We start from the raw sequence: 21,556 nt of genomic DNA on the forward strand, positions 1-21,556 counted from the left end.
GCAACCAAGCGCTCGCTTGGTCTGCAGTTCGCGGAGACAGATGACAGCGCGTGTAGCGTCACCCGCGACGTCGGTGTGTCCCGACGCCCCTCCGCACGCACCACCGCGGTCGGCGACGGGACACGGCAAGAGGGAATCCGGTGCGAATCCGGAACTGCCCCGCAGCGGTGATCGGGAACGACGCGACGGACACGCACTGGCTCGCGCCGGGAAGCAGTCGCAGGTAGGTGGCATCGACCGATGCCGTGCCCGGGAGTCCGAAGACCTGCCGGTGTCGGCCGCGCCGGCGAAGGTGCGGTCGCTCATCGGCCTCGTGGGACATGGCTGGTGCGGCACAGCCCTGGTGATCCGTGGCGTCCGCCCCCGGATCGGTTCGGCCGTCTGCGCCCTTCCGTCGACCGCGATCGACGGAAGGTCCGTACGTGGTCGTCGGACGACAGGCCCTCACCGGGGACACCGGTGGCCGCCTCGCGCCTGTGATGGTCCTGTCCGTGGTGGCTCTGGTCGTCGTCGGGCTGGTCGGTCTCGTGGTCGGCACCGTGCCCATCCCCGCCCGGGACGCACTGGGCTATCTGTGGGCCGACCTCTCCGGGGGCCGAGTCCACGCCTCCGCGGTCCCGGACTATCGGATCGTCGTCGAGTCCCGATTGCCCCGTGTCCTCACCGGCGCCGCCGCCGGGGCGGGGCTCGGTGTGGCGGGCGTCGTCATCCAGGCGGTGGTGCGGAACCCCCTTGCCGACCCGTACGTGCTGGGCATCTCGTCGGGGGCGTCGGTGGGTGCGACGGCCGTCGTCCTGTTCGGGGCTCTCGGCGGCCTGGGCATGTACGCCCTGCCGTCGGCGGCGTTCCTCGGGGCGGTCGTCGCGACTCTCGTGGTCCTGCTCCTGGCGCGGACCCCGTCGGGGCTCGAACCGCTCCGTCTGGTCCTCATGGGAACCGCCCTGGGCTATGGGTTCTCGGCCGTCACGACGGTCCTGGTCTTCCTGGCGCCTGCAGGCGACGCCGCGCGCAGCGTCATGTTCTGGCTCCTGGGCAGCCTCGCCGCCGCCGACTGGCACTCGGTCTGGCTCGTCGGCATCGTCGCGGTCGCGGGCTCGGGACTGGCCCTGCTCGGCGCCCGTCACCTCGACGCGCTGGCGATGGGCGACGACGTCGCGGCGAGCCTCGGCGTCCACGCCGGACGCTTCCGTCTGCTGCTGTTCCTCGGTGCCGCCGGCGTCGTGGGGGTGATCGTGTCCGTCTGCGGCGCCATCGGTTTCGTGGGGCTCGTGCTGCCGCACGTCGCCCGACTGCTGGTCGGGTCGGGGCATCGACGCGTGCTGGTCCTCACGCCGGTGCTCGGCGCGGCGTTCCTCGTCGCCGCAGACATCGTCGCGCGCACGGTGGTCCCGCCCTACGACCTCCCGATCGGTGCGATCACGGCTGCCGTCGGCGTGCCCGCGTTCGTGCTCCTCATGCTGCGTCGACAACGGACCGTCGCGTGACCACGACCGACGCTCCGGCCGTCCGCTACGACGAGGTGACCGTGACCCTCGGTGGGACGACGATTCTCGACGAACTCCGGTTGCAGGTCGGCGCAGGGCGCTTCGTCGGGCTGATCGGCCCGAACGGCAGCGGCAAGACGACCGTCCTGCGCTGCCTGTACCGCGCTCTCTCGCCCGACGCGGGCCGTGTGGTCGTCGGCGACACCGACGTGGCAGACATACCGCTGCGGGAGAATGCCCGTCGGGTGGCCGCACTCACACAGTCGAGCGCGATGTTCCTCGACTTCTCGGTGCGCGAGGTGATCCGGACCGGACGCCTCCCCCACACCCGACTGCTGCACTCATTGTCGGCGGCCGACGACGAGGCCTGCGCACGCGCGATGACAGACGCAGGCGTCACCCACCTCGCCGATCGGCGATTCAGCGACCTCTCCGGTGGCGAGTCGCAGCGCGTCCTCATCGCCCGCGCCTTCGCGCAGGACGCGCCCTTGCTCGCCCTCGACGAACCGACCAACCACCTCGACGTGCGCCACCAGTACGGCGTGCTGGAGGCGGCCCGGCGGCGCGGCGTCACGGTCCTGGCGGCCCTGCACGACCTGAACATCGCCGCGCAGTTCTGCACCGACCTCGCCGTCGTGTCCGACGGTCGGGTCGTCGTCGCCGGGACACCCGCCGAGGTGCTCACCGCCGACACCGTGCGCACGTGGTTCGGCATCGTGGGACACGTCGTCACCCATCCCCGACTCGGGGTGCCGCAGATCATCTTCGACGAAGGGAACCCCCGATGACCGTCCCGCGCCTCATCCGGCCGGCCCTCACCCTGCTCGCCGCCACAGTCGTGCTCGCAGGCTGCGGAGCCGACGTCGACGACCCTGCGCGCCCGTCGGACCCCGCCGACGCGGTACGCGTCACGAACTGCGGTGCGCCGCTGAGCGTGCCGGCGACACCGCGGCGTGCGGTCACCAACGACACCGGCATCACCGAGATGATGTTCGCCCTCGGCCTCACCGGCCACATGGCCGGCTACACCACATACGAGGGCAAGGAGCGCGACGTGGCGACGTCGCCGTGGCGCGCCGACTTCACCTCGACCCGGTCGCTGGGCACCGCGTTCACCCGCGAGGTCATCCAGGCCGCCGACCCCGACTTCGTCTTCGCGGGGTGGAACTACGGGTTCAAGGAGTCCACCGGTGTCACGCCCGACTGGATCCGCGGGATCGGTGCGACGCCGTACCAGTTGACCGAGGCGTGCCGTCAGCCCGGCAGCACCCGGCGCGGGATCACCCGTCCGCTGGACGCGCTGTACGACGACCTGACGAACCTGGGGACGATCTTCGGTGTCCGCGACCGCGCGGCCGCGCTGATCCGCGACTACCGCGCCGAGGTCGCGCGGGCCGCGGCCGGCGCGCCGCCCGGTGATCGCCGGGCACGGGTCTTCCTCTTCGACAGCGCCGACCCGACGCCGTTCACGTCCGGACGCACCGCCGGGCCCGACGAGATCATCGAGAAGGCTGGCGGTGTCAACACGTTCCACGGTCTCGACGACTCGTGGACCTCCGTCTCGTGGGAGGCCGCAGCGCAGGCCGATCCGCAGGTGATCGTGATCGTCGACTACGGCACAGGCCCGTCGAACACGGTGCAGGCCAAGATCGACGCGCTGCGGGCGCAACCCCTGATGGCCGGCACCACCGCGGTCCGGGAGGGGAACTTCGTCTCGTTCCCGTACGCGGCGCTCGTGGAGAGCCCGCGCAACCCGGCCACGATCACCGCGTTGGCCGCTTACCTCCGCGGAAAAGGCCTCTAGCTCGCGGGTGCCCACCCGAGTGCGGGTCCGAGACGGGTCGCCATGTCCTCGATGATCTGCGCGTAGTCGGCCTCGGTGAACGAGAAGGGCAGTGCGAAGGCGACCTCGTCGGCGCGCTGGAACCCCGCATGCGCGTGGAGTCGTTCGGCGAGCTCGTCGGAGGGCCCGACGAGATCCGGCGCGAACAGCATCCGTCGAGGCCCCTGCGGTTCGAGGGTGCGAGGGAACCGCGCGTCTGCGTACTCGCGGTAGCGGCGCACCTGGTCGGGGGTCGCGGAGTCGGTGGGGATGACGACGAGGCCCTGCGACACCCGCGCCCGCGACGGGTCGGGGTGGTGGGCGCGGTAGGCGTCGATCTGCTCGGCCTGGATGGTGGCGAAGTCGACCGGATCGGAGCCCTCGGTGGTGACCACGGACGAGGTGAGGTAGTTCAGCCCCTGCTCCCCCGCCCAGATCGCCGACGACAGCCCGCCGCCGTACCAGACGCGGTCGGCCAGCCCGGGCGAATGCGGCTGCACACGCCGGGAGTACGTCTCGATGCCCACGGTGCCCTCGAAGTCGCTGACCGGCTCGCCCCGCAGATGGCGGAGCAACCGCGCGACCCGTTCCTTCGAGAAGTCCTCGACGTCATGGGTGTCCGGGTAGAGCGCGTGGCGGAAGTCGTCGTAGCGCATCGGTGTGCCCACGGAGACACCGGGATTGACCCGGCCGTCGGACAGCAGGTCGACGGTGGCGAGGTCCTCGGCGAGCCGGAAGGGGTTCTCCAGGCCCAACGGGATGACCGCCGTCCCCAGTTCGATGCGATTGGTGCGCATGGCCGCGGCCGCCATGATCGCGACGGGCGACGAGATCCCGTACTGCAGGTGCCGGCATCGCAGCCATACGCTGTCGAACCCGAGTTCCTCGGCCCGTTCGATGGTGCGGATCGTCTCCAGGTGCCCGTCGCGCGGGGCGTCCCCGTCGAAGCGTCCGATGGTCAGGAACCCCAGCTTGCGCAGCGGCTGTCCTGCGGTCGGCATCCTCGCCATCCTCCCCGCCGTCACGGCGACGGCGACACCCTCCCGGCCACCTCGGCCCAGAACCCCATGATGGCATCGGCGGTGGCGCGGGGCTGTTCGAGCGCCGGGATGACGCGGGCGGCCGGGATCGTGACCACCCGGGCGTCGCGCATGACCTCGGCGGCCTCCTGCGCCTGCCCACCCGTCCACTCGCCACGGTCGTCGGTGGCGACCAGCAGTGTGGGACAGGTGATCCGGGTCGCGGCGGTCAACAGGTCGGTGCGGTTCAAGATGGCCGTCTGCACCGCGGCGACCATCGCGCGGCCCGACCCGCGGAGCGAGTCGTCGAGCAGGGCCACCGCGTCCGGGTCGTCGCGCCGGGTGGCGTCGGTGAACAGGGTCTCGACGATCGCCGACCGCACCGGGCCGCGGGGGCCGACGAGTCGGTACAGCGGGAGCAGCACGCGCACCTTGGCCCGCAGCGCCGGCGGGACCGGGAACGTCGGGGCGCTGATGGCGACCAGGCTGCGGACGAGATCGGGTCGGGTCGCAGCGAGTTCCATGCCGACGTGTCCGCCCCAGGCGGTCCCGACCCAGTCGACGTCGCGCGCACCGGTCCGTGCGCCGACGGTCTCGACGATCGACGCCGCGGCGCGGGCGCACGCCGGGATGTCGGCGGGTGCGCGCAAGGGCTCGCTCTGCCCCGACGACGGCCCGTCGACGAGGAACACGTCGCGGTCGCCGAGCAGCGGGACCAGCCGTCCCCAGCTGCGCGAGTCGACGAACATGCTGTGCCACAGCAGAACCGGCGGGCGGGACCGGTCTCGCCCGGCCCGGGCCTCGACGTGGAGACGACCGAGTTCGGTGTCGACGGTGAATGCGGTCATGACGTCTCCTGACGCGGGCGGGCCGAACGGTTTTCACATTACACAGCGTCAACCGAATTCTGTCTAGACTCTGACCCGTGGCTCGCGAGTACACGTCGGCGGTACGCGCCGAGAGGGCGGAGGCGTCCCGGCGTCGTGTGGTCGAGACCGCGACCGAGATGTTCTGTGCTCGTGGGTGGTCGGCGACGACCATGGCGGCCGTCGCCGGCGCCGCGGGCGTGACCCGCCAGACGGTCTACCAGCAGTTCGACGGCAAGCTGGAACTGCTCGACGCCTGCATCGATTTCGCACTGACCGCCGGGGAGGGCGGTGCGGTGCGCGCTCTCGCGGACTACCGCGCGATGGGGGTCGGCGATCGCGACGCCCGGATCGTGGCGGGGTCGGCCTGGCTGCGCGGTGCGCACGAGCGGTCGGCGCGGATCCAGAACGTGCTCGACCAGGCTGCCGTGACCGACGACGAGGCGGCCGCGCGGCTGCGGGTCCGGGAGCAGAACCGCTGGGACGAGGTGCGCCACGCGGTCTCGCTCATCCTCGGCGCGACGCCCGACGACGAAACCGTGGACACCGTGTGGGTCCTCGCGTCACGGCGCACCTATCTCATGCTCGTCGACGGTCGTGGCTGGACGCCGGAGCGATGGCAGACGTGGTTCGCCACGCACGTGCACGCGGCCGTGGGAACGAACTGACTCAACGTCCGAACCCGGCGTCGCGCAGGGCCTGTGCCATCGATCCCGACGCCGGAGCCGCCTCCCGACGAGGCCGATCGGCGCGGCGCGGGCCGCCCTGCCTCCCGGGCCGGTTGCCGTCGCGCGGTCCCGGCGACGTCGACGACCGCGACTTCTGTCCTCGCGGCCCCGACCCGGGCTTCGCCTCGTCGTTCAACCGCAGCGTCAACCCGATCCGCTGCCGGTCGACATCGACCTCGAGGACCTTGACGCGCACGACCTGCCCCGACCGCACGACGTCGTGCGGATCGGACACGAAGCGGTCCGACATCGCCGAGACGTGGACCAGTCCGTCCTGGTGCACACCCACGTCGACGAAGGCGCCGAAGGCCGCCACGTTGGTGACGACGCCCTCGAGCACCATCCCCGGACGCAGGTCCCCGACCTTCTCGACGCCGGCGGCGAACGTGGCCGTCTCGAAGGCCGGTCGCGGGTCGCGGCCCGGCTTCTCGAGCTCGGCGAGGATGTCGGAGACGGTGGGGACGCCGAAGCGGTCGTCGGCGAAGTCGGCGGGACGCAGCGAGCGCAGGGTCCGGGTGTCCCCGATGAGCTCGGCCAGGCTCACGCCGGTGCGGTCGAGGATCTTGCGCACCACGGGATAGGCCTCCGGGTGCACGCCGGAGGCGTCGAGGGGATCGGCGCCGTCGCGGATGCGCAGGAACCCGGCGCACTGCTCGAAGGCCTTGGGCCCCAGTCGCGGGACGTCCAACAACTCGGCGCGACTCGAGAACCGGCCGGCGCTGTCCCGGTGGCCGACGATCGCCTCGGCGAGTCCCGGCGTCACGCCGGACACTCGCGCCAGCAGCGGCACCGATGCGGTGTTCAGGTCGACCCCGACCGCGTTCACCGCGTCCTCCACGACGACGTCGAGGCTGCGCGCCAACGTGACCGGGTTGACGTCGTGCTGGTACTGCCCGACACCGATCGACTTCGGGTCGATCTTCACCAGCTCGGCCAACGGGTCCTGCAGTCGGCGCGCGATCGACACCGCGCCGCGGATCGACACGTCGAGGTCGGGCAGTTCCCGGCTCGCGTACTCCGACGCCGAGTACACCGACGCCCCGGCCTCGCTGACGACGGCCTTGGCGGGCGCGGTCGCCCCCGACGCGCGGATGTCGGCGACGAGTTCGCTCGCCAGCGCGTCGGTCTCGCGCGAGGCGGTGCCGTTGCCGATCGCGATGAGGTCGACCCCGTGACGCGCGACGAGGGCGGCGAGCGTGGCCTTCGCGGTGTCCCACTGCTTCTGCGGCTGGTGGGGGAATATCGCGCACGAGTCGAGGACCTTGCCGGTCCCGTCCACGACGGCGACCTTGACCCCGGTGCGGAATCCCGGGTCGAGGCCGAGGGTCGGACGGTTGCCGGCGGGCGCGGCGAGCAGGAGGTCCTTGAGGTTGGTCGCGAAGACGGCGACGGCATCCTCCTCCGCGCGGCGGCGCAGGCGCAGTCGGGCGTCGGTCTCGGCGCCGATCGTCAGCTTGATCTTCCACGCCCACCGGACGGACCCGGCCAGCCACGCGGTCGCCGGACCGGGATGCGACAGGTCGACGCCGAGCGCCTGGGCGACCATGGCCTGGTAGACCTCGTCCTCACCGCCGTCGAAGGACAGGGACAGCACCTCTTCCTTCTCACCACGCAGAACGGCGAGGACCCGGTGCGACGGCATCGACTCCAGCGGCTCGGCGAAGTCGAAGTAGTCGCGGAACTTCTGACCGGCCGGTGTCGCGGCGACCGCGTCGGTGCGGGGCGCGGTGCGCAGCGTCCCGTCGGCCCAGAACTTCTCGCGGACGGCGCCGACGAGGTCGGCGTCCTCCGCGGCCCGCTCCACGATGATGTGGCGCGCACCCTCCAACGCCGCGACCGCGTCGGCGACGTCGGCGGTCACGAACTCACCGGCGACAGCGTCGGGCACGAGCGTCGGATCGCCGAGCAGACGGTCGGCGAGTGGCTCGAGCCCGGCCTCCCGGGCGATCTGCGCCTTGGTCCGGCGCTTCGGCTTGTACGGGAGGTAGATGTCCTCGACGCGGGACTTCGTGTCGGCGGCGAGCAATGCCGCGCGCAGCTCGTCGGTGAGTCTGCCCTGCTCCTCGATCGACGCGAGGACAGCGGAGCGACGCTCGTCGAGCTCACGGAGATAGCGCAGCCGCTCGTCCAGCGTTCGCAGCTGGGCGTCGTCGAGGCTCCCCGTGGCCTCCTTGCGGTAGCGCGCGATGAACGGGACGGTCGATCCCTCGTCGAGCAGCCGCACCGCGGCGGCGACCTGGTTCTCCCCGACCGACAGTTCGTCGGCGAGGCGGGCGTTCACGGACTGGATGGGCGCACTCACCCGCGGCACCCTACCGACGCGTCCCGTCAGTTCCCGTCAGGCGCGTCGGCGTCCCCGGGGCGGGGGACGTGGGCCTCCCACCGGGCACGGCGTTCGTCCTCGGACTGCTCCCACCACGGCGTGCCGCGCTCACCGAGGGCGACCTTCGCGGCCTGGACCCCGGCACGTGCCGCACGCGATCCGTCGGTGTCGCGGACGGCCCGACGCCACGCCATCAGGATCGAGCGCAGCTCCGCCCCGCGGTCCTCGGGGATGAGCGGGTCGGTCGCCCGCCACCGTCGACCGTTCACGACGATGTGGTGGCCGTCAGGGGTCCGCTCCGGCTCGGCCATGCGTCGACCCTGGCACGGACCGGTGGTAATTCGTCACAGAACACCCGTCTCACGTTGACTGTGCCATCGGAGGACGGCACCCTCGCACGGTGACCCGCTTCCGCAGGTGTGGGACGGATCACAGACCACGATGACCATCTGACCCCGACCCCGGACGCCACGATGACGACTCAGACTCCGACGACGCAGACACACGAGGCCATGAGCACTGCCGACGACCCGCGACCGGCGATCTCCGCCGACGTCGACGCCGCCGACGGTGTCTTCCACCGACTCCCCGGGGTGTCGCCGCTCGCCGAGGCCCGTCGCATGGGTGTGACGGCCTTCCAGGTCGCCCGCGGCGGCGTCGAGTTCGCGGCGGGTATCCGCCCGGGTGCGCCGCTCGCGCCGCGCGCCGCGCGCGAGGTCCGCGACGTCTTCGAGCGGCTCGGCCCGACGTACGTGAAGCTCGGTCAGCTGATCGCGTCCAGCCCCGGCGTGTTCACCCCGCTGCTGTCGCGCGAGTTCGAATCGCTCCTCGACCGTGTCGCCCCGGCACCGGCGGCGGCCGTCGAACAGGTCCTCACCGACGAGCTGGGTGCGCCGCCGTCGGAGGTGTTCGCCGAGTTCGACCTCACGCCCATCGCGTCGGCGTCGATCGCACAGGTGCACACGGCGACCTTGCACTCCGGCGAGCGGGTCGTCGTGAAGGTCCAGCGGCCGGGCATCGCCCCCCGGCTGGCCGCCGACGTCCAGATCCTCACCCACCTCGCGCGGCTGGCCGAGATCTCCGAGTACGGCCGGATGCTCAGTGCGCGCGACGTCGTCGACGACTTCGCGGCCGGGCTGAACGCCGAGATCGACTTCCGCAACGAGGCGTCGGCGATGGAGGACTTCGTCGCCGGCCTCGCGGAGACCTCGTTGGCTGATCGCGTCCGCGTGCCCCGGGTCCATCGCGAGTTCACCACCGCGGCGGTCCTCACCATGGAGTACGTCGAGGCCGTCCGCATCGACGATGTGAAGGCGGTCCGGAACGCCGGCCACGACGGCACCGAGCTGGTTCGCACCCTTCTGCTGTCGTTCCTCGAATCGGCGTTCCACGGTGGCGTGTTCCACGGCGACCTGCACGCCGGCAACGTCCTGGTCGACGCGCAGGGCCGACTGGTCCTGCTCGACTTCGGCATCGTCGGCCGGTTCGACCCGCGCACCCGTCGCATCATGCGACGGCTCGTCGGCGACCTGTTCCTGCGCAACGACTACGAGTCGGCGGGGCGGGCGCTGTTCACGCTCGGTGCGGTGAAGAAGCCGGGCGGAACCCGCGACGGCGCGAAGGACATGCGTCGGTTCATCGCCCCGACCGCCGGCAAGGGCCTGGGCAGCATGTCCTACACCGACCTCGGCAAGCAGCTCGCCGATCTGGCCCGCGCCTATGATCTCCGTCTCCCTCGCGAGCTCGTCCTCGTCGGGAAGCAGTTGCTCTACGTCGAGAAGTACATGAAGCTGCTGGCCCCGAATTGGCGCGCTCTCACCGATCGCGAGCTGTTCACGTTCATGTCGGCGATGCTCACCGAGGACGATCCGCGCCGCTGAGCGGACCGTTCGCGGCGCTGACCGATTCGCCGGGATCTGGATGATGGTGGGAGGCGGCAACCCGGCCGCCCCCTGACCACAGGAGTTCGCCCGCGTGACCACGCTGACGATCACTGCCGCCGAGGGACACGGGTTCACCGGCATCACCGGCTTCGCCGCCGACGTCCTCGAACGCTTCGGGAGCGTGGGGATCGGCTTCCTCGTCTTCCTCGAGACCGTCTTCCCGCCGATCCCCAGCGAGGTGATCCTCCCGTTCGCGGGATACCTCAGCCACACCGGGGCGATGTCCCTCCCGGCGTTGATCGTGTGGAGCACCGTCGGCGCCTGGGTCGGCGCGCTGGTGCTGTATGTCCTGGGTCGATTCGTGGGCCTGGACCGCACCGTCGACGCCGCGGTGTGGACGCGCATCGTCAGCCGTCGTGACGCCGAGCGCGGCGCCGACTGGTTCCGCCGCTTCGGCACCTGGTCGGTGTTCCTGGGGCGCATGATCCCGGGCGTGCGGTCGATCATCTCGCTGCCGGCCGGGGCCGCCGCCATGAACCTCGTCGTGTTCAGCGTCCTGACGCTGCTCGGGTCGTTCCTGTGGAACGCGCTGTTGCTGGGTGCCGGTGCAGCGCTCGGCACCCAGCACGAACGATTCCACGACTATCTCGGCTACTTCGACTACGTCGTCTACGCGATCATCGCGGCCGCGGTGGTGACGTTGGTGGTGCGACGGCGCCGCCACCACCGCGAGGACGCCGTGTCCGACGAGGACCGACTGCGCACAGCAGGCTGACCCGCGACGCACACCGGCGCCCCTCGTCGCGATGACGAGGGGCGCCGGTGTCTGCGCGGTGCGGGTGTCAGGCCGCCGGGGCGGTCTCGGTCTTGGTGACCGTGGTCGCGCCGGTGGTGCCCGTGGACGTGGTGCCGGTCGACGAGGTACCCGTCGACGACGTCCCTGCCGATGTGGTCCCCGTCGAAGCGGACTCGGTCGACGGGGCGTCCGTCGTCGAGGTGCTCGAGGTCGACGTGCTCGGAGCGGTCGCCGTGCTCGTCGCCGTCGATCCCGACTTCGTCGAGCCGGAGCCGGAGCCCGACGTGCTCGCCGGCGCGGTCGACTCGATGGTCGTCGGCGCGGACGAGGTCGGTGCGGACGACGTCGGGGCCGGGGAGGTCGACGCGTCGGTGGTGGCCCCCGACGTCGAACCCGTTCCGCTCGAGCCGGTCCCGGAGGTCGACCCGGAGGTCGTCGTCTCGTTCGCCGAGGACGACGAGCCGGTCGCCTCCGAGGACGGCACCGTCACCGACGAGGTGCCGGCGTCGGACTTCTGGGCCGACACCTGCTGTGCGAGAGCGGCATTCGTCTCGTTCAGCGTGGACGACGGACCGGCCACACGCAGCGTGTTCGCGTTGGCGGCGGTGTTCTCCTTCGCCTGCGCATCCTTGAGCGCCTGCTCGATCTCGGCCGCGTCCTGCGGAGCGGTCTGCGACCACGAGTAGAAGTCGTGGCTGCCGAAGTCGTAGTGGAACCGGACCGGCAGACCCTGGGCGACGGCCTGGGCGTTGAGCAGCATCGTCGAGACCAGGGAGCCCATCTCGATGGCGGCACCGGTCGCGACGGTGACCGGCAGCGTGATGATGCCGGCGATGCCCTGCGAGGCGGCGAGCGCCAGGATCGTCTTCAGGGGCGGGATGCCGTTGCCGACCGAGATGATGATGGTCTGACCGCTGGCCTTCGCCTCGGCGATCCGCTTGCTGACGTCGTTCTGCGCCCAGATGTTGCCGGGCGTACCCGGGATGCCCCACATGCCGGAGCCGCCGTTGCTGATCCCGGTGTAGGTCTGCTGGATGTACGGGATCGCCTGGTAGCCACCGGCATTGTCGGTCTGGTAGAAGCCCGAGAACGACCGGGCGACGGCGAAGACCGTCGGGTTGTTCAGGGCGGTGATGATGGCCGGGCCACCGGACATCGACACGCCGACGATGGCGTTGTTGTTCTCCTGGACGTCGAAGTTCTCGTTCAGGTACGCCGGCAGCTCCTGCGCGAGGAAGGTGTCCCACTGCGGACCCTTCGTCGTCACACCGTTCTGCACCTTGTCGCCCTGCCAGTTGGTCGCCCACTCACCGGCGCCACCGGCAGGGAGGACGAGGTTGACGTTCTTGCTGAACGCCTCGACCTCGCCGACATCCGGGTTGGCCCAGGTGTTCCGGTCGTTGTTCGCGCCGATGCCGTCGAGGAAGTAGACACCCTGCTCGGTGCTGCCCTCGGGGTTGCTCGACGGACGGATCTGCACGTTGACGTCGCGACCCAGTGCGTTCGAGTAGAACGTGCACGTCTGGATCTGGCGCTGCTCATCGGAAGCGCTAGCGAAGGAGCACCCATCGCGAAGGCGACCCGGATCGACCGCGAAGGCAGGTCCCGCGACGCCGAGCGCGACCGCGGCGGCGGTCACGCTCGAGGTGGCCAGGACGAACTGCGCCTTGCGCTTGGTCGACGATGCCGCGGTCCGCTCGCGTCGACGGGCAACCTTCTTCTCCGCGGCGCGATGGCGCCCACGATTGTCCCCCACTGGAAAACCTTCCCCCAAAGAATCTGACTGTCGCTGCGCGACCCCCGTGCGGATAAACGTACAGGGCCAAACGTCACTTTGTCCCCACTCATTCCGAATTTGCGGTCATTCGAGTGACAGGTCGTTAGGCCGAACCGCCGCCGCAGGTCGGTGCACCGGACGTCCGGACGCGGTACACCGGAGTGATGCCCGAACTGCCCGAGGTCGAGAACGCCCGCCAGGTGGTCGAGAAGGCGCTCGATCGCGCCATCGCCGACATCGACGACCACGACGAGTACGAGTGTCGGCCGCACCGACCCGGCGAGATCAAACATGCCCTCGTCGGCGGTCGGCTCACCGCCGCGCACCGTCGCGGGAAGGCGATGTGGTGTGAGACGCAGACCGCCGACGGATCCGAAGGTCCCACCCTCGGAATCCATCTCGGCATGGGCGGGCGGGTCATCGTCACCGCGCCCGAGGGCGAGGACTCCTCGGACTACGGCGGGGGCAACGCGAAGATCGGCGTCCGGAAGAAGGACAAGCCCGAGTGGACGCGGTTCTCCATGACGTTCGACGACGGTGGACAACTGCGCCTGTTCGACAAGCGTCGACTCGGACGGGTGCGACTCGAACCCGACATCGAGGCGCTCGGCCCGGACGCCGGCGAGATCACGCGAGACGAGTTCCGGGACATGGTCTCCGCGAGCAAGGCCCCGCTCAAGGCGCGCCTTCTCGACCAGAACGCGATCTCCGGCGTGGGCAACCTGCTCGCCGACGAAGTTCTCTGGCAGACGTCGTTGTCGCCGTCGCGGCGGTCGAACACGCTGTCCCAGGACGAGATCGACGAACTCCGTCGAGTTTTACGACGGTGCATCAGATCCGCTATCCGAAAGGGCGGCGTCCACACCGGGGAGATCATCCCCTATCGCAACGCCGACTCGGACTGCCCGCGCTGCGGAGCGGCCATGAAGCGCGGCACCGTCGGTGGCCGAACCACCTGGTTCTGCTCGAAGGAGCAGGGGTGATCAGCCGCCGAGTTCGGTGACGCGGGTGTCGAACAGTGCGGCGATCGTCTGCAGCTGCGACTGATCGGGCGCCGTTCCCAAGCCGTGGGTCTGCTGGATCTCGGCCAGGGTCCCGATGACGAGCGCGGAGCCGCCGTCGATCACGTCGGCGCCCGACACGACCTGGACCTCACCCCGCAGCAGGATCAACTGCGGATCGTCGAGATCGCTGTGCACCAGGGCGCGGATGTCGTCTGCTGTCACCACGGGTCGAGGGTTCCCGTGGCCACGGCGACGAAACGTCAGCCGGGCGGATGCCCGGTCGCCGTCACGGCGATGCGTGGAGCCGGCCCCCTCGCCTCGCACTGACGAGGTGACCGTCGGGAGACGCACACCGTGACGACGACCGGTGTCGGTTCGGTCGCCTGCAGCGGCCCCGTCGGAAGCCGATCCCGCGGTCGAGATCGTCATCCTTCGCCCGGGAGGCGTCGCGCCTTCTCCGCGGCGCCGTGTCATGACCTCGCCGACATGACGAGCATCCGCCATCAGTGCTGCCCGGACGAGGGCCGAAGGTCCCTCACCGGGGAGGACCCCGACCCTTCCGTTCGCCGAAGACATCCACGCTCGCCTAGGCGAGGAGCACGTCGTCGTCGGGCTCATCGTCGTCGGCGCGCTGTACCTCGGTTCGATGATCGCCCTGCGGCCGACGGTGGTGCCGGCTCAGCCCGCGGCGACGACGCCGCTCTGAGCGTCCCGCAGCATCGACAGATACTCGCGTTCCCGCGGGCTCAGGTCCGGGTCGACGACCGCGCCGAACGCCGCGGCGTCGCGCGCGAACCGGTCCGCGGCGTCGGGCAGTGCGTCGGGTCCCTCGAGGCGGAAGCAGCTCGGGGCGAGCGGACCGAAGAGCAAGGCGCGTCTCAGATCCGGCCACCGATCGGGTGAGGGCTCGACGCCCGCGGCGCGGGCAAAGGTGATCGCGGCAAGGTTCATGCGGGTCTTCTGCGACAGTCCTCGACGCGCCCGGTACGCCGCCACCGACTCCCGTTGCTCCTCGACGGGCGTCGTCGGGAGGACACCTCCCCACGTGTAGGCGATCCACCGCGCCTGCAGTTCCAGCGGCACGAAGTACCCGCCGGACTGATCCCACATCCCGACGAGCGCCAGACCCGGCAGGTCGGGGTGGAAGGTGTGGCGGTCGGTGTCGATGTGGGCGTCGTCGACGTCGAGAACTTCTCGGACCTCGTCGGAGAGACAGGGGATGTCGACGGAGAACCCCGTGCCGAACAGGATCGCGTCGAACTCCTCGCTAGACCCGTCGGCGAAAGTCACCTCGCGCCCGTCGACGTGATCGATCCATGGCCGCACAATGATCCGACCCTCGGCGACCAGCGGGAGGTAGGTCTGGTTCAGTGTGACCCCCGCCCGGAAGAGAGACGGGTCGGCGGGCGGCGCACCGTACTGCTCGGGCGCACCGCCGGCTTCGATCACGATCTCGCGGAGTTGTCGGTCGATCTCGGCCGGCGGCAGCGTCTCGGCGGCGAGCGCGCCGTAGCGGGTGAAGATCCGATGGTCCGACGGCACCCCGGCCGCGAACTTCGGCAGGACGTAGCGCTGGCGGCGCTGCGTGACGGTGACATGCGCTGCCCCGGACTGCGCGAGCTCGGCCGCGATCTCCAACGCCGACACCGCACATCCGGCCACCAGGACGCGCTTGCCGCGATACGCCTCCGCGCCGCGGTAGGCGAAGGTGGATGCCGCTCCCCCGCTGCCGGTGAACGTGTCGAGGCCGGGCACCGGCGGGATCGACGGTGCGTGGAACCGTCCGATCGCGATCACGACGCGGTGGAAGATCTCGACGCTGCCGGCGTGCTCGACTCGCCACAGGTCGTCTTCACGGTCGACGACGTCGACGCGGGTGTTCAGCCGGGTGCGCTCGGTGAGGCCGAATGTGTCGGCATACCGCTGCAAATAGGTGAGAACGTCGCGGTTCGACGGGAAGACGTCGGTGTCGTGCTCGAGATCGCTGAAGGCGGTGAGGATCCGGCTGGTGTTGGTGTGCATGGCGGGCCAGACACCGCTCGCGCGGCGCCTACCGGACCACTGGCCGCCGATCGTCGGGCCGGCCTCGAAGACGCTGACGTCGAACCCCTGCGACAGCAACCACCGCGCAGCGACCAGTCCCCCGGGCCCCGCCCCGACGACGGCCACGCTCTCGATCATCGACGTACTGTCCCACGACGACGCTCGCCGTGGACGGCGATCCGACAGGATCTACGCATGTCAGAAGGCGTGAGCCGCGGCGGGCGTAACTCGCGTTCGCCTGCCGACGTGGCCCCTCAGCGGGGCGGTGTGAGGCGGTAGACCAGTCCGGCGACGTCGTCGGTGACGTAGACGGACCCGTCCGGGCCGGGCACCGCGTCGACGCTTCTCCCCCAGCGCGATCCGTCGGCGTTCTGGAACCCGGTGACCAGCACGCGCAGCGCACCGAGGGACTTCGTCGTGTCGTTCCACGGGGTGTAGGCGACATACGGCTCACGGGGCGGCTTGCGATTCCACGACCCGTGGGCGGTGACGATCGCGCCGTCGGACAGCGCGGCGGGCAGCGTCGAGCCGCGGGTGAACACGAACCCGACCGGCGCGCTGTGCGCCGGCATGCCGAGCATCGTCGTGCCGATGCGGGAGCAGTCCAGGGCGCGGCCGTCGGCGTTGAATTCGGGGTCGTTCACGTAGCCGAGATTCAGTCCGTCGGGCTTGCCGCGGGAATCGGGCACGCAGAGCGGCCAACCCATGTCGGTCCCCGGCGTGATGCGCGAGATCTGATCGTTGGGGTGGTCGTTGATGTACGACTGCACCTTCCCGCCGTACGGGTTGTCGTCGTGGAACGGGTACGGCTGGTTGTCGTCCTCGTTGATGGCCGTGAATATCGAGCCGTCGGGCGCGATGGAGAGCCCCTCCCCGTTGCGGACACCGACCGCGAGGGTGCGGTTCCCGGTGCCGTCGAGTCCGATCTGCGCGATCGTGGCCCGCACGGGTGTGGCGGTGCGGTCGCCCGCGCTGCGGTTCGCCGACGACCCGACGTTGTAGACGATGCTGTCGCCGTCGACGGCGACCATCTTGCTGCCGTGTCCACCGGTAGGCAGGTTGTCGATCACGACGCGCCGGTCGGAGATCGCCCCGTTCGCGTAGGTCCACGTCGTGATGCGCGAGTCCTCGCCGACCACGAGGATGTCGCGGCTGCCCTGTCGCGTCGTGGCCAGCCCCTGTGGGCTCTGAAGACCGGTGGCCAACGTCGCGACACGCGGGCCCTGACCGCCTGTACCCGGTGCGACGATCTCGAGCGTCCCGTTCTTGCCTGTCGAGACGATCAGCTTCCCGTCGGGCGTCCACACCGCCATCCGGGCGTCGGGCACGTCCGCCCATACCTGCGCGGTCCAGCCCTTCGGGACGTTCAGCGATCGGCCCGATGCGGCGCCGGCGTCGACGCCGTTCGCGCTGGTGAGCGCGGTCGAGACCAGCTGATCACCGCCGAGTTCGGCGGGCAGCGACGACGTGCCCGATGTCGCCGACGGTCCGCCACCGGACGAGCATGCGACAAGACCGACGCACACAAGAGCAAGGAGAGACGCGGATACCGGGAACCGACGACGAGTCACTCCCTCGACGGTAGGTCGGGTCTCGATGACCGGCCACGTAGGTGAGCCACTCCTTGCTCACCCGTGAGTCAATCGTTTCGTCCGCCGCGAGGACAACGCGAACATCGACGCCGCCGCAGGCGTTCACTGGGTGACCGACGAGGAGGAGATTGCGATGACGACAACGACGACCGGCAGCAGCACTGCCGCGACGGACGACTTCGCCGCCGAGTGGGAGAAGTGGCACCACGCCCGGGAGCAGGCCCTCGGGGCGCCCGGTGGATGGTTGTCGATCAACCGTCTGGAGTGGCTCGACACCGAGCCAGGCCGCTTCGACGGTCTGCCGGGCTCGTGGTGGTACGACGGGTCGGTGGCTCATGTCGCGCCGGGCGACGGCGAGACCTTCGAACCTCGCGACTTCGAGCTGCACCCCACCGGTCCGGGCGAGGTCGTCGACCTAGATGGGCACCACATCGAGGTCGCGAGACGGGGCGACGGGTATCTCATCCGCGTCCACGACGACTCCGCCCCGACACTGCTTGACTTCCGCGGCGTCCCCGCCTATCCCGCCGACCCGGCATGGGCGATCGAGGCGCGGTTCGAGCCGTACGCCGAGCCCGAGTCCGTCACTGTCGGGGCGGTCGCGGAAGGGCTTGCCCACGTGTACGTCTCACCCGGCGTGCTTGTCATCGAGCGCGATGGCGTCGAACACCGCCTGACCGCGTTCAACGGCAAGGACGGCGGGCTGAGCGTGCTCTTCACCGACGAGACATCGGGTGTGACCACCTACGCCGCCAACCGAACGTTGGCGATAGACGCGTCCGGCGAGGTGGTACGCGAGGGTGGTGCGGTGGTCCTCGACTTCAACCGGGCGGTCAACCTGCCCTGCGCCTTCATCGATTTCGCGACGTGCCCGCTGCCTCCGGCCGGCAACCATCTGCCATTCGCCGTCGAGGCGGGCGAAAAGATTCCGTACGAGCGGGGGTGACGACAGGCAGATTCCACAATTCCGAAAGGGCCCAGGTCGAGACGTATGTCGGGCTGACAGGATTTGAACCTGCGACCACTTGACCCCCAGTCAAGTGCGCTACCAAACTGCGCCACAGCCCGTTGCCGCTCCGTGGAGCAGCGTCGATCAGCCTAGCGGACGGCGAGGTCCGCGAGCCAATCGCCTCACACCCTCAGCGACGCTGCTGGCGCTTCTCCCGCACACGCACGTTGATGCGCACCGGCGAGCCGTCGAAGCCGAACTGCTCGCGCAGGCGGCGCTCCAGGAAGCGGCGGTAGCCGGCCTCGAGAAAACCGGTCGTGAACAGTACGAACGTCGGCGGACGAGTCGCGGCCTGCGTCGCGAACATGACTCGCGGCTGCCGACCGCCGCGCACCGGCGGCGGCGTCGCGGCGATGACCTCCTTGAGCCAGTTGTTCAGCTGGCCGGTGGAGATGCGGCGGTCCCAGGAGTCCAGCGCGGTGTCGAGCTGCGGGACCAGCTTCTGCACCGATCGTCCCGTCGCGGCGGAGATGTTCACCCGACGCGCCCACGGCACGCGGGCCAGGTCGCGGTCGATCTCCTTGTCGAGCATGTAGCGACGGTCCTCGTCGACGAGGTCCCACTTGTTGAACGCGATGACGAGCGCACGACCGGCCTCGATCACCATGGTCAGCACCCGCTGGTCCTGCTCGGTGATCGGCTGCGACGCGTCGATCAGCAGCACCGCCACCTCGGCGGCCTCGATCGCACTGCGCGTCCGCAGCGACGCGTAGTACTCGTGTCCGCTGGCGGTGTTCACCTTCTTGCGCAGACCGGCGGTGTCGACGAAGTTCCACACCTTGCCGCCCAGCTCGACGAGCTCGTCGACGGGGTCGACGGTGGTGCCGGCGACGTTGTCGACGACGGCCCGGTCGGACCCGGTGAGCTTGTTCAGCAGCGAGCTTTTGCCGACGTTCGGCTTACCGACCAGCGCCACACGACGCGGACCGCCGGTGGCCTCGGTCTCGCGCGGCGTCTCGGGGAGAACCTCGAGGATGGCGTCGAGAAGGTCGCCCGCTCCCCGACCGTGTGCCGCGGACACCGTCCGCGGCTCTCCGAGCCCCAGCGACCACAGCTCGGCCGCCTCGGCCTCGAGCCTCTCGCTGTCGACCTTGTTGGCCGCCAACAACACCGGCGCCTCCGAGCGACGCAGCACCCGCGCGACGGCCTCGTCGGTGGCGGTGGCACCGACGGTCACGTCGACCACCAGCACGATGGCGTCGGCGGTCTTCATCGCGTGCTCGGCCTGGCGGGCGATGGCCTGCCCCATGCCCTTCGCGTCGGGCTCCCACCCGCCGGTGTCCTGCACCAGGAATCGACGGCCACTCCACGTCGCGGGGTAGGAGACGCGGTCACGGGTGACACCCGGGACGTCCTCGACGACGGCCTCACGGCGCCCGAGGATGCGGTTCACCAACGTCGACTTGCCGACATTCGGTCGTCCGACGATGGCCACGGTCGGCATCGCAAGAGCGCCACCGTCACCGTCGACGTCGTCACCGAATTCGCCGAGCTGCCAGTCGGACTCGTCCGACCACACACCGTCGACGATCCCGATGTCCAGATCCGACTCGCTCATGACTGCACTCCGATCCGCGTCTGCACCAGGTCGGCCAGACGGTCGATCACATCGTCGATGCCGAGGTCACTGGTGTCCACCTGGATCGCGTCGTCGGCGGCCCGCAGCGGCGACACCGCGCGGGTCGAGTCGAGGTGATCCCGGCGTTCGACGGCCGCCAGCACGGCGGCCAGGTCACTCTCGCGGCCCTGCGCGAGGTTCTGTTCGTGGCGACGCTCGGCACGCGCCTGAGCGGTCGCGGTGAGGAAGATCTTGCACCCGGCCCGCGGGAACACGACCGTGCCGATGTCGCGGCCCTCCACGACGGCGAACTCGCCGTCCGCGAGCGCGCGCTGCTTGTCCACCATCAGCGTCCGCACCGCGGGCACGGCCGACACCGCGGACACCGCGTCGGTGACGGCGTCCGTGCGGATCTCGGACGAGACGTCCTCGCCGGCGAGGAACACGGTGTGCGACGACGGGTCGTTGCTCAGCGACAGGTCGATGCCGTCGACAGCCGCTTCGATGGCGGCCGGGTCGTCGAGGTCCACGCCGGCGCGCAGCGCGACGACGGTGGCGACGCGGTACATCGCGCCGGTGTCGAGGTAGCGGGCGCCGACGCGCTCGGCGAGCCGTCGGGAGACGCTGCTCTTGCCGGTGCCGGCGGGCCCGTCGATAGCGACGATCCGGTCCTGGTCGGTCCCGCTCACATCCCCACCGCCTTGTACAGCGCGCCGATCTCGTCGCGGCCGAGCACCCGCAGGCTGCCGGGACGCTGGTTGCCCAGGTGCACCGCACCGATCGAGATGCGGGACAGCTCGATCACCGGGTGGCCGACGTGCTCCATCAGGCGACGGACGATCCGCTTGCGACCCTCGTGCAGCACGATCCGCACCAGCGTCTGCCCGTCCCCCAGCTCGAGAACGCTGAACCCGTCGACCTTCACCGGGCCGTCCTCGAGCTCGACGCCGGTCTTCAGTGTGCGGCCCATGCCGCGCGGCGGCAGGCCCTTCACCGTCGCGAGGTAGGTCTTGGGCACCTCGAACGACGGGTGCATCAGCCGGTGCGCGAGCTCGCCGTCGTTGGTCAGCAGCAGCAGCCCGTCGGTGTCGGCGTCGAGGCGGCCGACGTGGAACAGCCGCTGCCCGGCCATCACCCGCTCGGCGACGACGTCGCCGACGCACGGGCGGCCCTGGTCGTCGGACATCGTCGACTGCCAGCCCTTCGGCTTGTTCAGCGCGAGGTACTGCAGCGTCTCGTCCATGACGACGCGGGCGCCGTCCACACGCACGATCGCGGTGGCGGGATCGATGCGCATCCCCTGCTCGGTGACGATCTCGCCGTCGACGTCGACGCGACCGGCGGCGATCAGCTCCTCCGCACCACGACGGGACGCGACGCCGGCCTGGGCGAGCACCTTCTGCAGGCGCACGCCGTCGGCGACGTACTGGGCGCCGTCGCCCTCAGGGGTCACGTTCTGGATCGACGCCGGCTTGGCGTTGTTCAGTCGGATCGCGCCGCGGTCGGCGCGGGGCTTCGACGGGCGGCGTCCGCCGGACGTCGGGGCGCCACCTTTGCGGTGGGGCTTCTTCGACCGCTGCTGCGGGGTGTCCTCGCGGGAGGAACTCTTCTTGCGGTCCGGTCTGCCATCTCGGCTAGCGGGAGTCATCACT

The 21,556-nt window shown here is 70.5% G+C and carries 19 protein-coding genes, 1 tRNA gene and 1 riboswitch; of the genes, 8 read left to right on the plus strand and 12 right to left on the minus strand.

Features of this window, described 5'->3' with window-relative positions; all coding sequences use genetic code 11:
* The first annotated feature begins 106 nt into the window (after positions 1–106).
* Positions 107–271: riboswitch (cobalamin riboswitch) on the plus strand.
* Between the two features lie 208 nt (positions 272–479).
* The 3 genes from LX12_RS03445 to LX12_RS03455 are packed head-to-tail and all read left to right on the plus strand — an operon-like array spanning position 480 to position 3,288.
* On the plus strand, positions 480–1,484 hold the full coding sequence (locus LX12_RS03445) for a FecCD family ABC transporter permease (protein ID WP_253653181.1): 1,005 nt from the start codon (positions 480–482) through the stop codon (positions 1,482–1,484).
* Entirely contained in the window at positions 1,481–2,272 is a 792-nt protein-coding gene (locus LX12_RS03450; RefSeq protein WP_253653073.1) for an ABC transporter ATP-binding protein, read from the plus strand. Before LX12_RS03445 ends, LX12_RS03450 begins: the two co-directional genes overlap by 4 nt.
* A gap of 14 nt (positions 2,273–2,286) precedes the next feature.
* Positions 2,287–3,288, plus strand: coding sequence for an ABC transporter substrate-binding protein (locus tag LX12_RS03455; RefSeq protein ID WP_372504916.1), 1,002 nt, complete (start codon positions 2,287–2,289; stop codon positions 3,286–3,288).
* On the opposite strand, the gene LX12_RS03460 is transcribed toward LX12_RS03455, so the two are convergent.
* Positions 3,285–4,307 (minus strand): LLM class flavin-dependent oxidoreductase, encoded by a 1,023-nt coding sequence (locus tag LX12_RS03460; RefSeq protein WP_253653075.1) that lies wholly within the window; start codon positions 4,305–4,307, stop codon positions 3,285–3,287. The two genes, LX12_RS03455 and LX12_RS03460, sit on opposite strands and share 4 nt — an antisense overlap.
* Positions 4,308–4,327: 20 nt before the next feature.
* Positions 4,328–5,173, minus strand: a complete 846-nt coding sequence (locus tag LX12_RS03465) for an alpha/beta fold hydrolase (RefSeq protein ID WP_253653076.1) — start codon at positions 5,171–5,173, stop codon at positions 4,328–4,330.
* Positions 5,174–5,250: 77 nt separating this feature from the next.
* Between LX12_RS03465 and LX12_RS03470 the strand changes: the two genes are divergently transcribed.
* Positions 5,251–5,859, plus strand: coding sequence for a TetR family transcriptional regulator (locus LX12_RS03470; RefSeq protein WP_253653077.1), 609 nt, complete (start codon positions 5,251–5,253; stop codon positions 5,857–5,859).
* 1 nt (position 5,860) lies between these two features.
* Here the strand turns inward: LX12_RS03470 and LX12_RS03475 are convergent, their stop codons facing one another.
* Together LX12_RS03475 and LX12_RS03480 are read right to left on the minus strand one after the other, a co-directional pair.
* Complete coding sequence (locus tag LX12_RS03475) at positions 5,861–8,221, minus strand: Tex family protein (protein ID WP_253653078.1); 2,361 nt, start codon at positions 8,219–8,221, stop codon at positions 5,861–5,863.
* A gap of 26 nt (positions 8,222–8,247) precedes the next feature.
* Complete coding sequence (locus LX12_RS03480) at positions 8,248–8,553, minus strand: hypothetical protein (protein WP_253653079.1); 306 nt, start codon at positions 8,551–8,553, stop codon at positions 8,248–8,250.
* Positions 8,554–8,754: 201 nt separating this feature from the next.
* Here LX12_RS03480 and LX12_RS03485 point away from each other — a divergent pair, with 201 nt between their 5' ends.
* Both LX12_RS03485 and LX12_RS03490 read left to right on the plus strand, forming a co-directional pair.
* A complete protein-coding gene (locus LX12_RS03485) occupies positions 8,755–10,122 on the plus strand; it encodes an ABC1 kinase family protein (RefSeq protein WP_253653080.1) in 1,368 nt (455 codons plus the stop codon).
* A gap of 94 nt (positions 10,123–10,216) precedes the next feature.
* Complete coding sequence (locus tag LX12_RS03490) at positions 10,217–10,900, plus strand: DedA family protein (RefSeq protein WP_253653081.1); 684 nt, start codon at positions 10,217–10,219, stop codon at positions 10,898–10,900.
* A gap of 67 nt (positions 10,901–10,967) precedes the next feature.
* Here the strand turns inward: LX12_RS03490 and LX12_RS03495 are convergent, their stop codons facing one another.
* Entirely contained in the window at positions 10,968–12,677 is a 1,710-nt protein-coding gene (locus LX12_RS03495) for an alpha/beta hydrolase (RefSeq protein WP_253653082.1), read from the minus strand.
* Between the two features lie 185 nt (positions 12,678–12,862).
* On the opposite strand from LX12_RS03495, the gene LX12_RS03500 reads away from it, so the two are divergent.
* Complete coding sequence (locus tag LX12_RS03500; RefSeq protein ID WP_253653083.1) at positions 12,863–13,681, plus strand: Fpg/Nei family DNA glycosylase; 819 nt, start codon at positions 12,863–12,865, stop codon at positions 13,679–13,681.
* Here the strand turns inward: LX12_RS03500 and LX12_RS03505 are convergent, their stop codons facing one another.
* The 3 genes from LX12_RS03505 to LX12_RS03515 all read right to left on the minus strand — a co-directional run bounded on the left by LX12_RS03505 (position 13,682) and on the right by LX12_RS03515 (position 17,271).
* Positions 13,682–13,927: a hypothetical protein gene (locus tag LX12_RS03505; protein ID WP_253653084.1), complete on the minus strand. Its 246-nt coding sequence runs from the start codon at positions 13,925–13,927 to the stop codon at positions 13,682–13,684. It lies immediately after the preceding gene.
* Between the two features lie 453 nt (positions 13,928–14,380).
* Entirely contained in the window at positions 14,381–15,883 is a 1,503-nt protein-coding gene (locus tag LX12_RS03510; RefSeq protein WP_253653085.1) for a flavin-containing monooxygenase, read from the minus strand.
* Between the two features lie 116 nt (positions 15,884–15,999).
* Positions 16,000–17,271 (minus strand): PQQ-dependent sugar dehydrogenase, encoded by a 1,272-nt coding sequence (locus tag LX12_RS03515; RefSeq protein WP_253653086.1) that lies wholly within the window; start codon positions 17,269–17,271, stop codon positions 16,000–16,002.
* A 199-nt stretch (positions 17,272–17,470) separates the two neighbouring features.
* Between LX12_RS03515 and LX12_RS03520 the strand changes: the two genes are divergently transcribed.
* Positions 17,471–18,283: a DUF1684 domain-containing protein gene (locus LX12_RS03520; protein ID WP_253653087.1), complete on the plus strand. Its 813-nt coding sequence runs from the start codon at positions 17,471–17,473 to the stop codon at positions 18,281–18,283.
* A 48-nt stretch (positions 18,284–18,331) separates the two neighbouring features.
* Here LX12_RS03520 and LX12_RS03525 read toward each other — a convergent pair.
* The 4 genes from LX12_RS03525 to LX12_RS03540 form a co-directional block, all read right to left on the minus strand.
* A tRNA-Pro gene (locus LX12_RS03525) sits at positions 18,332–18,405 on the minus strand.
* A 71-nt stretch (positions 18,406–18,476) separates the two neighbouring features.
* Positions 18,477–19,904 (minus strand): ribosome biogenesis GTPase Der, encoded by a 1,428-nt coding sequence (gene der, locus LX12_RS03530; protein ID WP_253653088.1) that lies wholly within the window; start codon positions 19,902–19,904, stop codon positions 18,477–18,479.
* Complete coding sequence (cmk, locus tag LX12_RS03535; protein WP_253653089.1) at positions 19,901–20,593, minus strand: (d)CMP kinase; 693 nt, start codon at positions 20,591–20,593, stop codon at positions 19,901–19,903. The genes der and cmk overlap by 4 nt, the downstream gene beginning before the upstream one ends.
* On the minus strand, positions 20,590–21,552 hold the full coding sequence (locus LX12_RS03540) for a pseudouridine synthase (RefSeq protein ID WP_253653090.1): 963 nt from the start codon (positions 21,550–21,552) through the stop codon (positions 20,590–20,592). Before LX12_RS03540 ends, cmk begins: the two co-directional genes overlap by 4 nt.
* Positions 21,553–21,556: the final 4 nt, after the last annotated feature.

Origin of the sequence: Williamsia serinedens (assembly GCF_024171725.1) — a bacterium.
GTDB lineage: Bacteria > Actinomycetota > Actinomycetes > Mycobacteriales > Mycobacteriaceae > Williamsia_A > Williamsia_A serinedens.

Bases quoted from the DNA above. Each gene is read 5' to 3' on its own strand.
- LX12_RS03480 (WP_253653079.1), bottom strand. From the start codon at position 8,553: ATGGCCGAGCCGGAGCGGACCCCTGACGGCCACCACATCGTCGTGAAC.
- LX12_RS03465 (WP_253653076.1), bottom strand. From the start codon at position 5,173: ATGACCGCATTCACCGTCGACACCGAACTCGGTCGTCTCCACGTCGAG.
- LX12_RS03445 (WP_253653181.1), top strand. From the start codon at position 480: ATGGTCCTGTCCGTGGTGGCTCTGGTCGTCGTCGGGCTGGTCGGTCTC.
- LX12_RS03520 (WP_253653087.1), top strand. From the start codon at position 17,471: ATGACGACAACGACGACCGGCAGCAGCACTGCCGCGACGGACGACTTC.
- LX12_RS03460 (WP_253653075.1), bottom strand. From the start codon at position 4,307: ATGCCGACCGCAGGACAGCCGCTGCGCAAGCTGGGGTTCCTGACCATC.
- LX12_RS03540 (WP_253653090.1), bottom strand. From the start codon at position 21,552: ATGACTCCCGCTAGCCGAGATGGCAGACCGGACCGCAAGAAGAGTTCC.
- der (WP_253653088.1), bottom strand. From the start codon at position 19,904: ATGAGCGAGTCGGATCTGGACATCGGGATCGTCGACGGTGTGTGGTCG.
- LX12_RS03485 (WP_253653080.1), top strand. From the start codon at position 8,755: ATGAGCACTGCCGACGACCCGCGACCGGCGATCTCCGCCGACGTCGAC.
- LX12_RS03510 (WP_253653085.1), bottom strand. From the start codon at position 15,883: ATGATCGAGAGCGTGGCCGTCGTCGGGGCGGGGCCCGGGGGACTGGTC.
- LX12_RS03500 (WP_253653083.1), top strand. From the start codon at position 12,863: ATGCCCGAACTGCCCGAGGTCGAGAACGCCCGCCAGGTGGTCGAGAAG.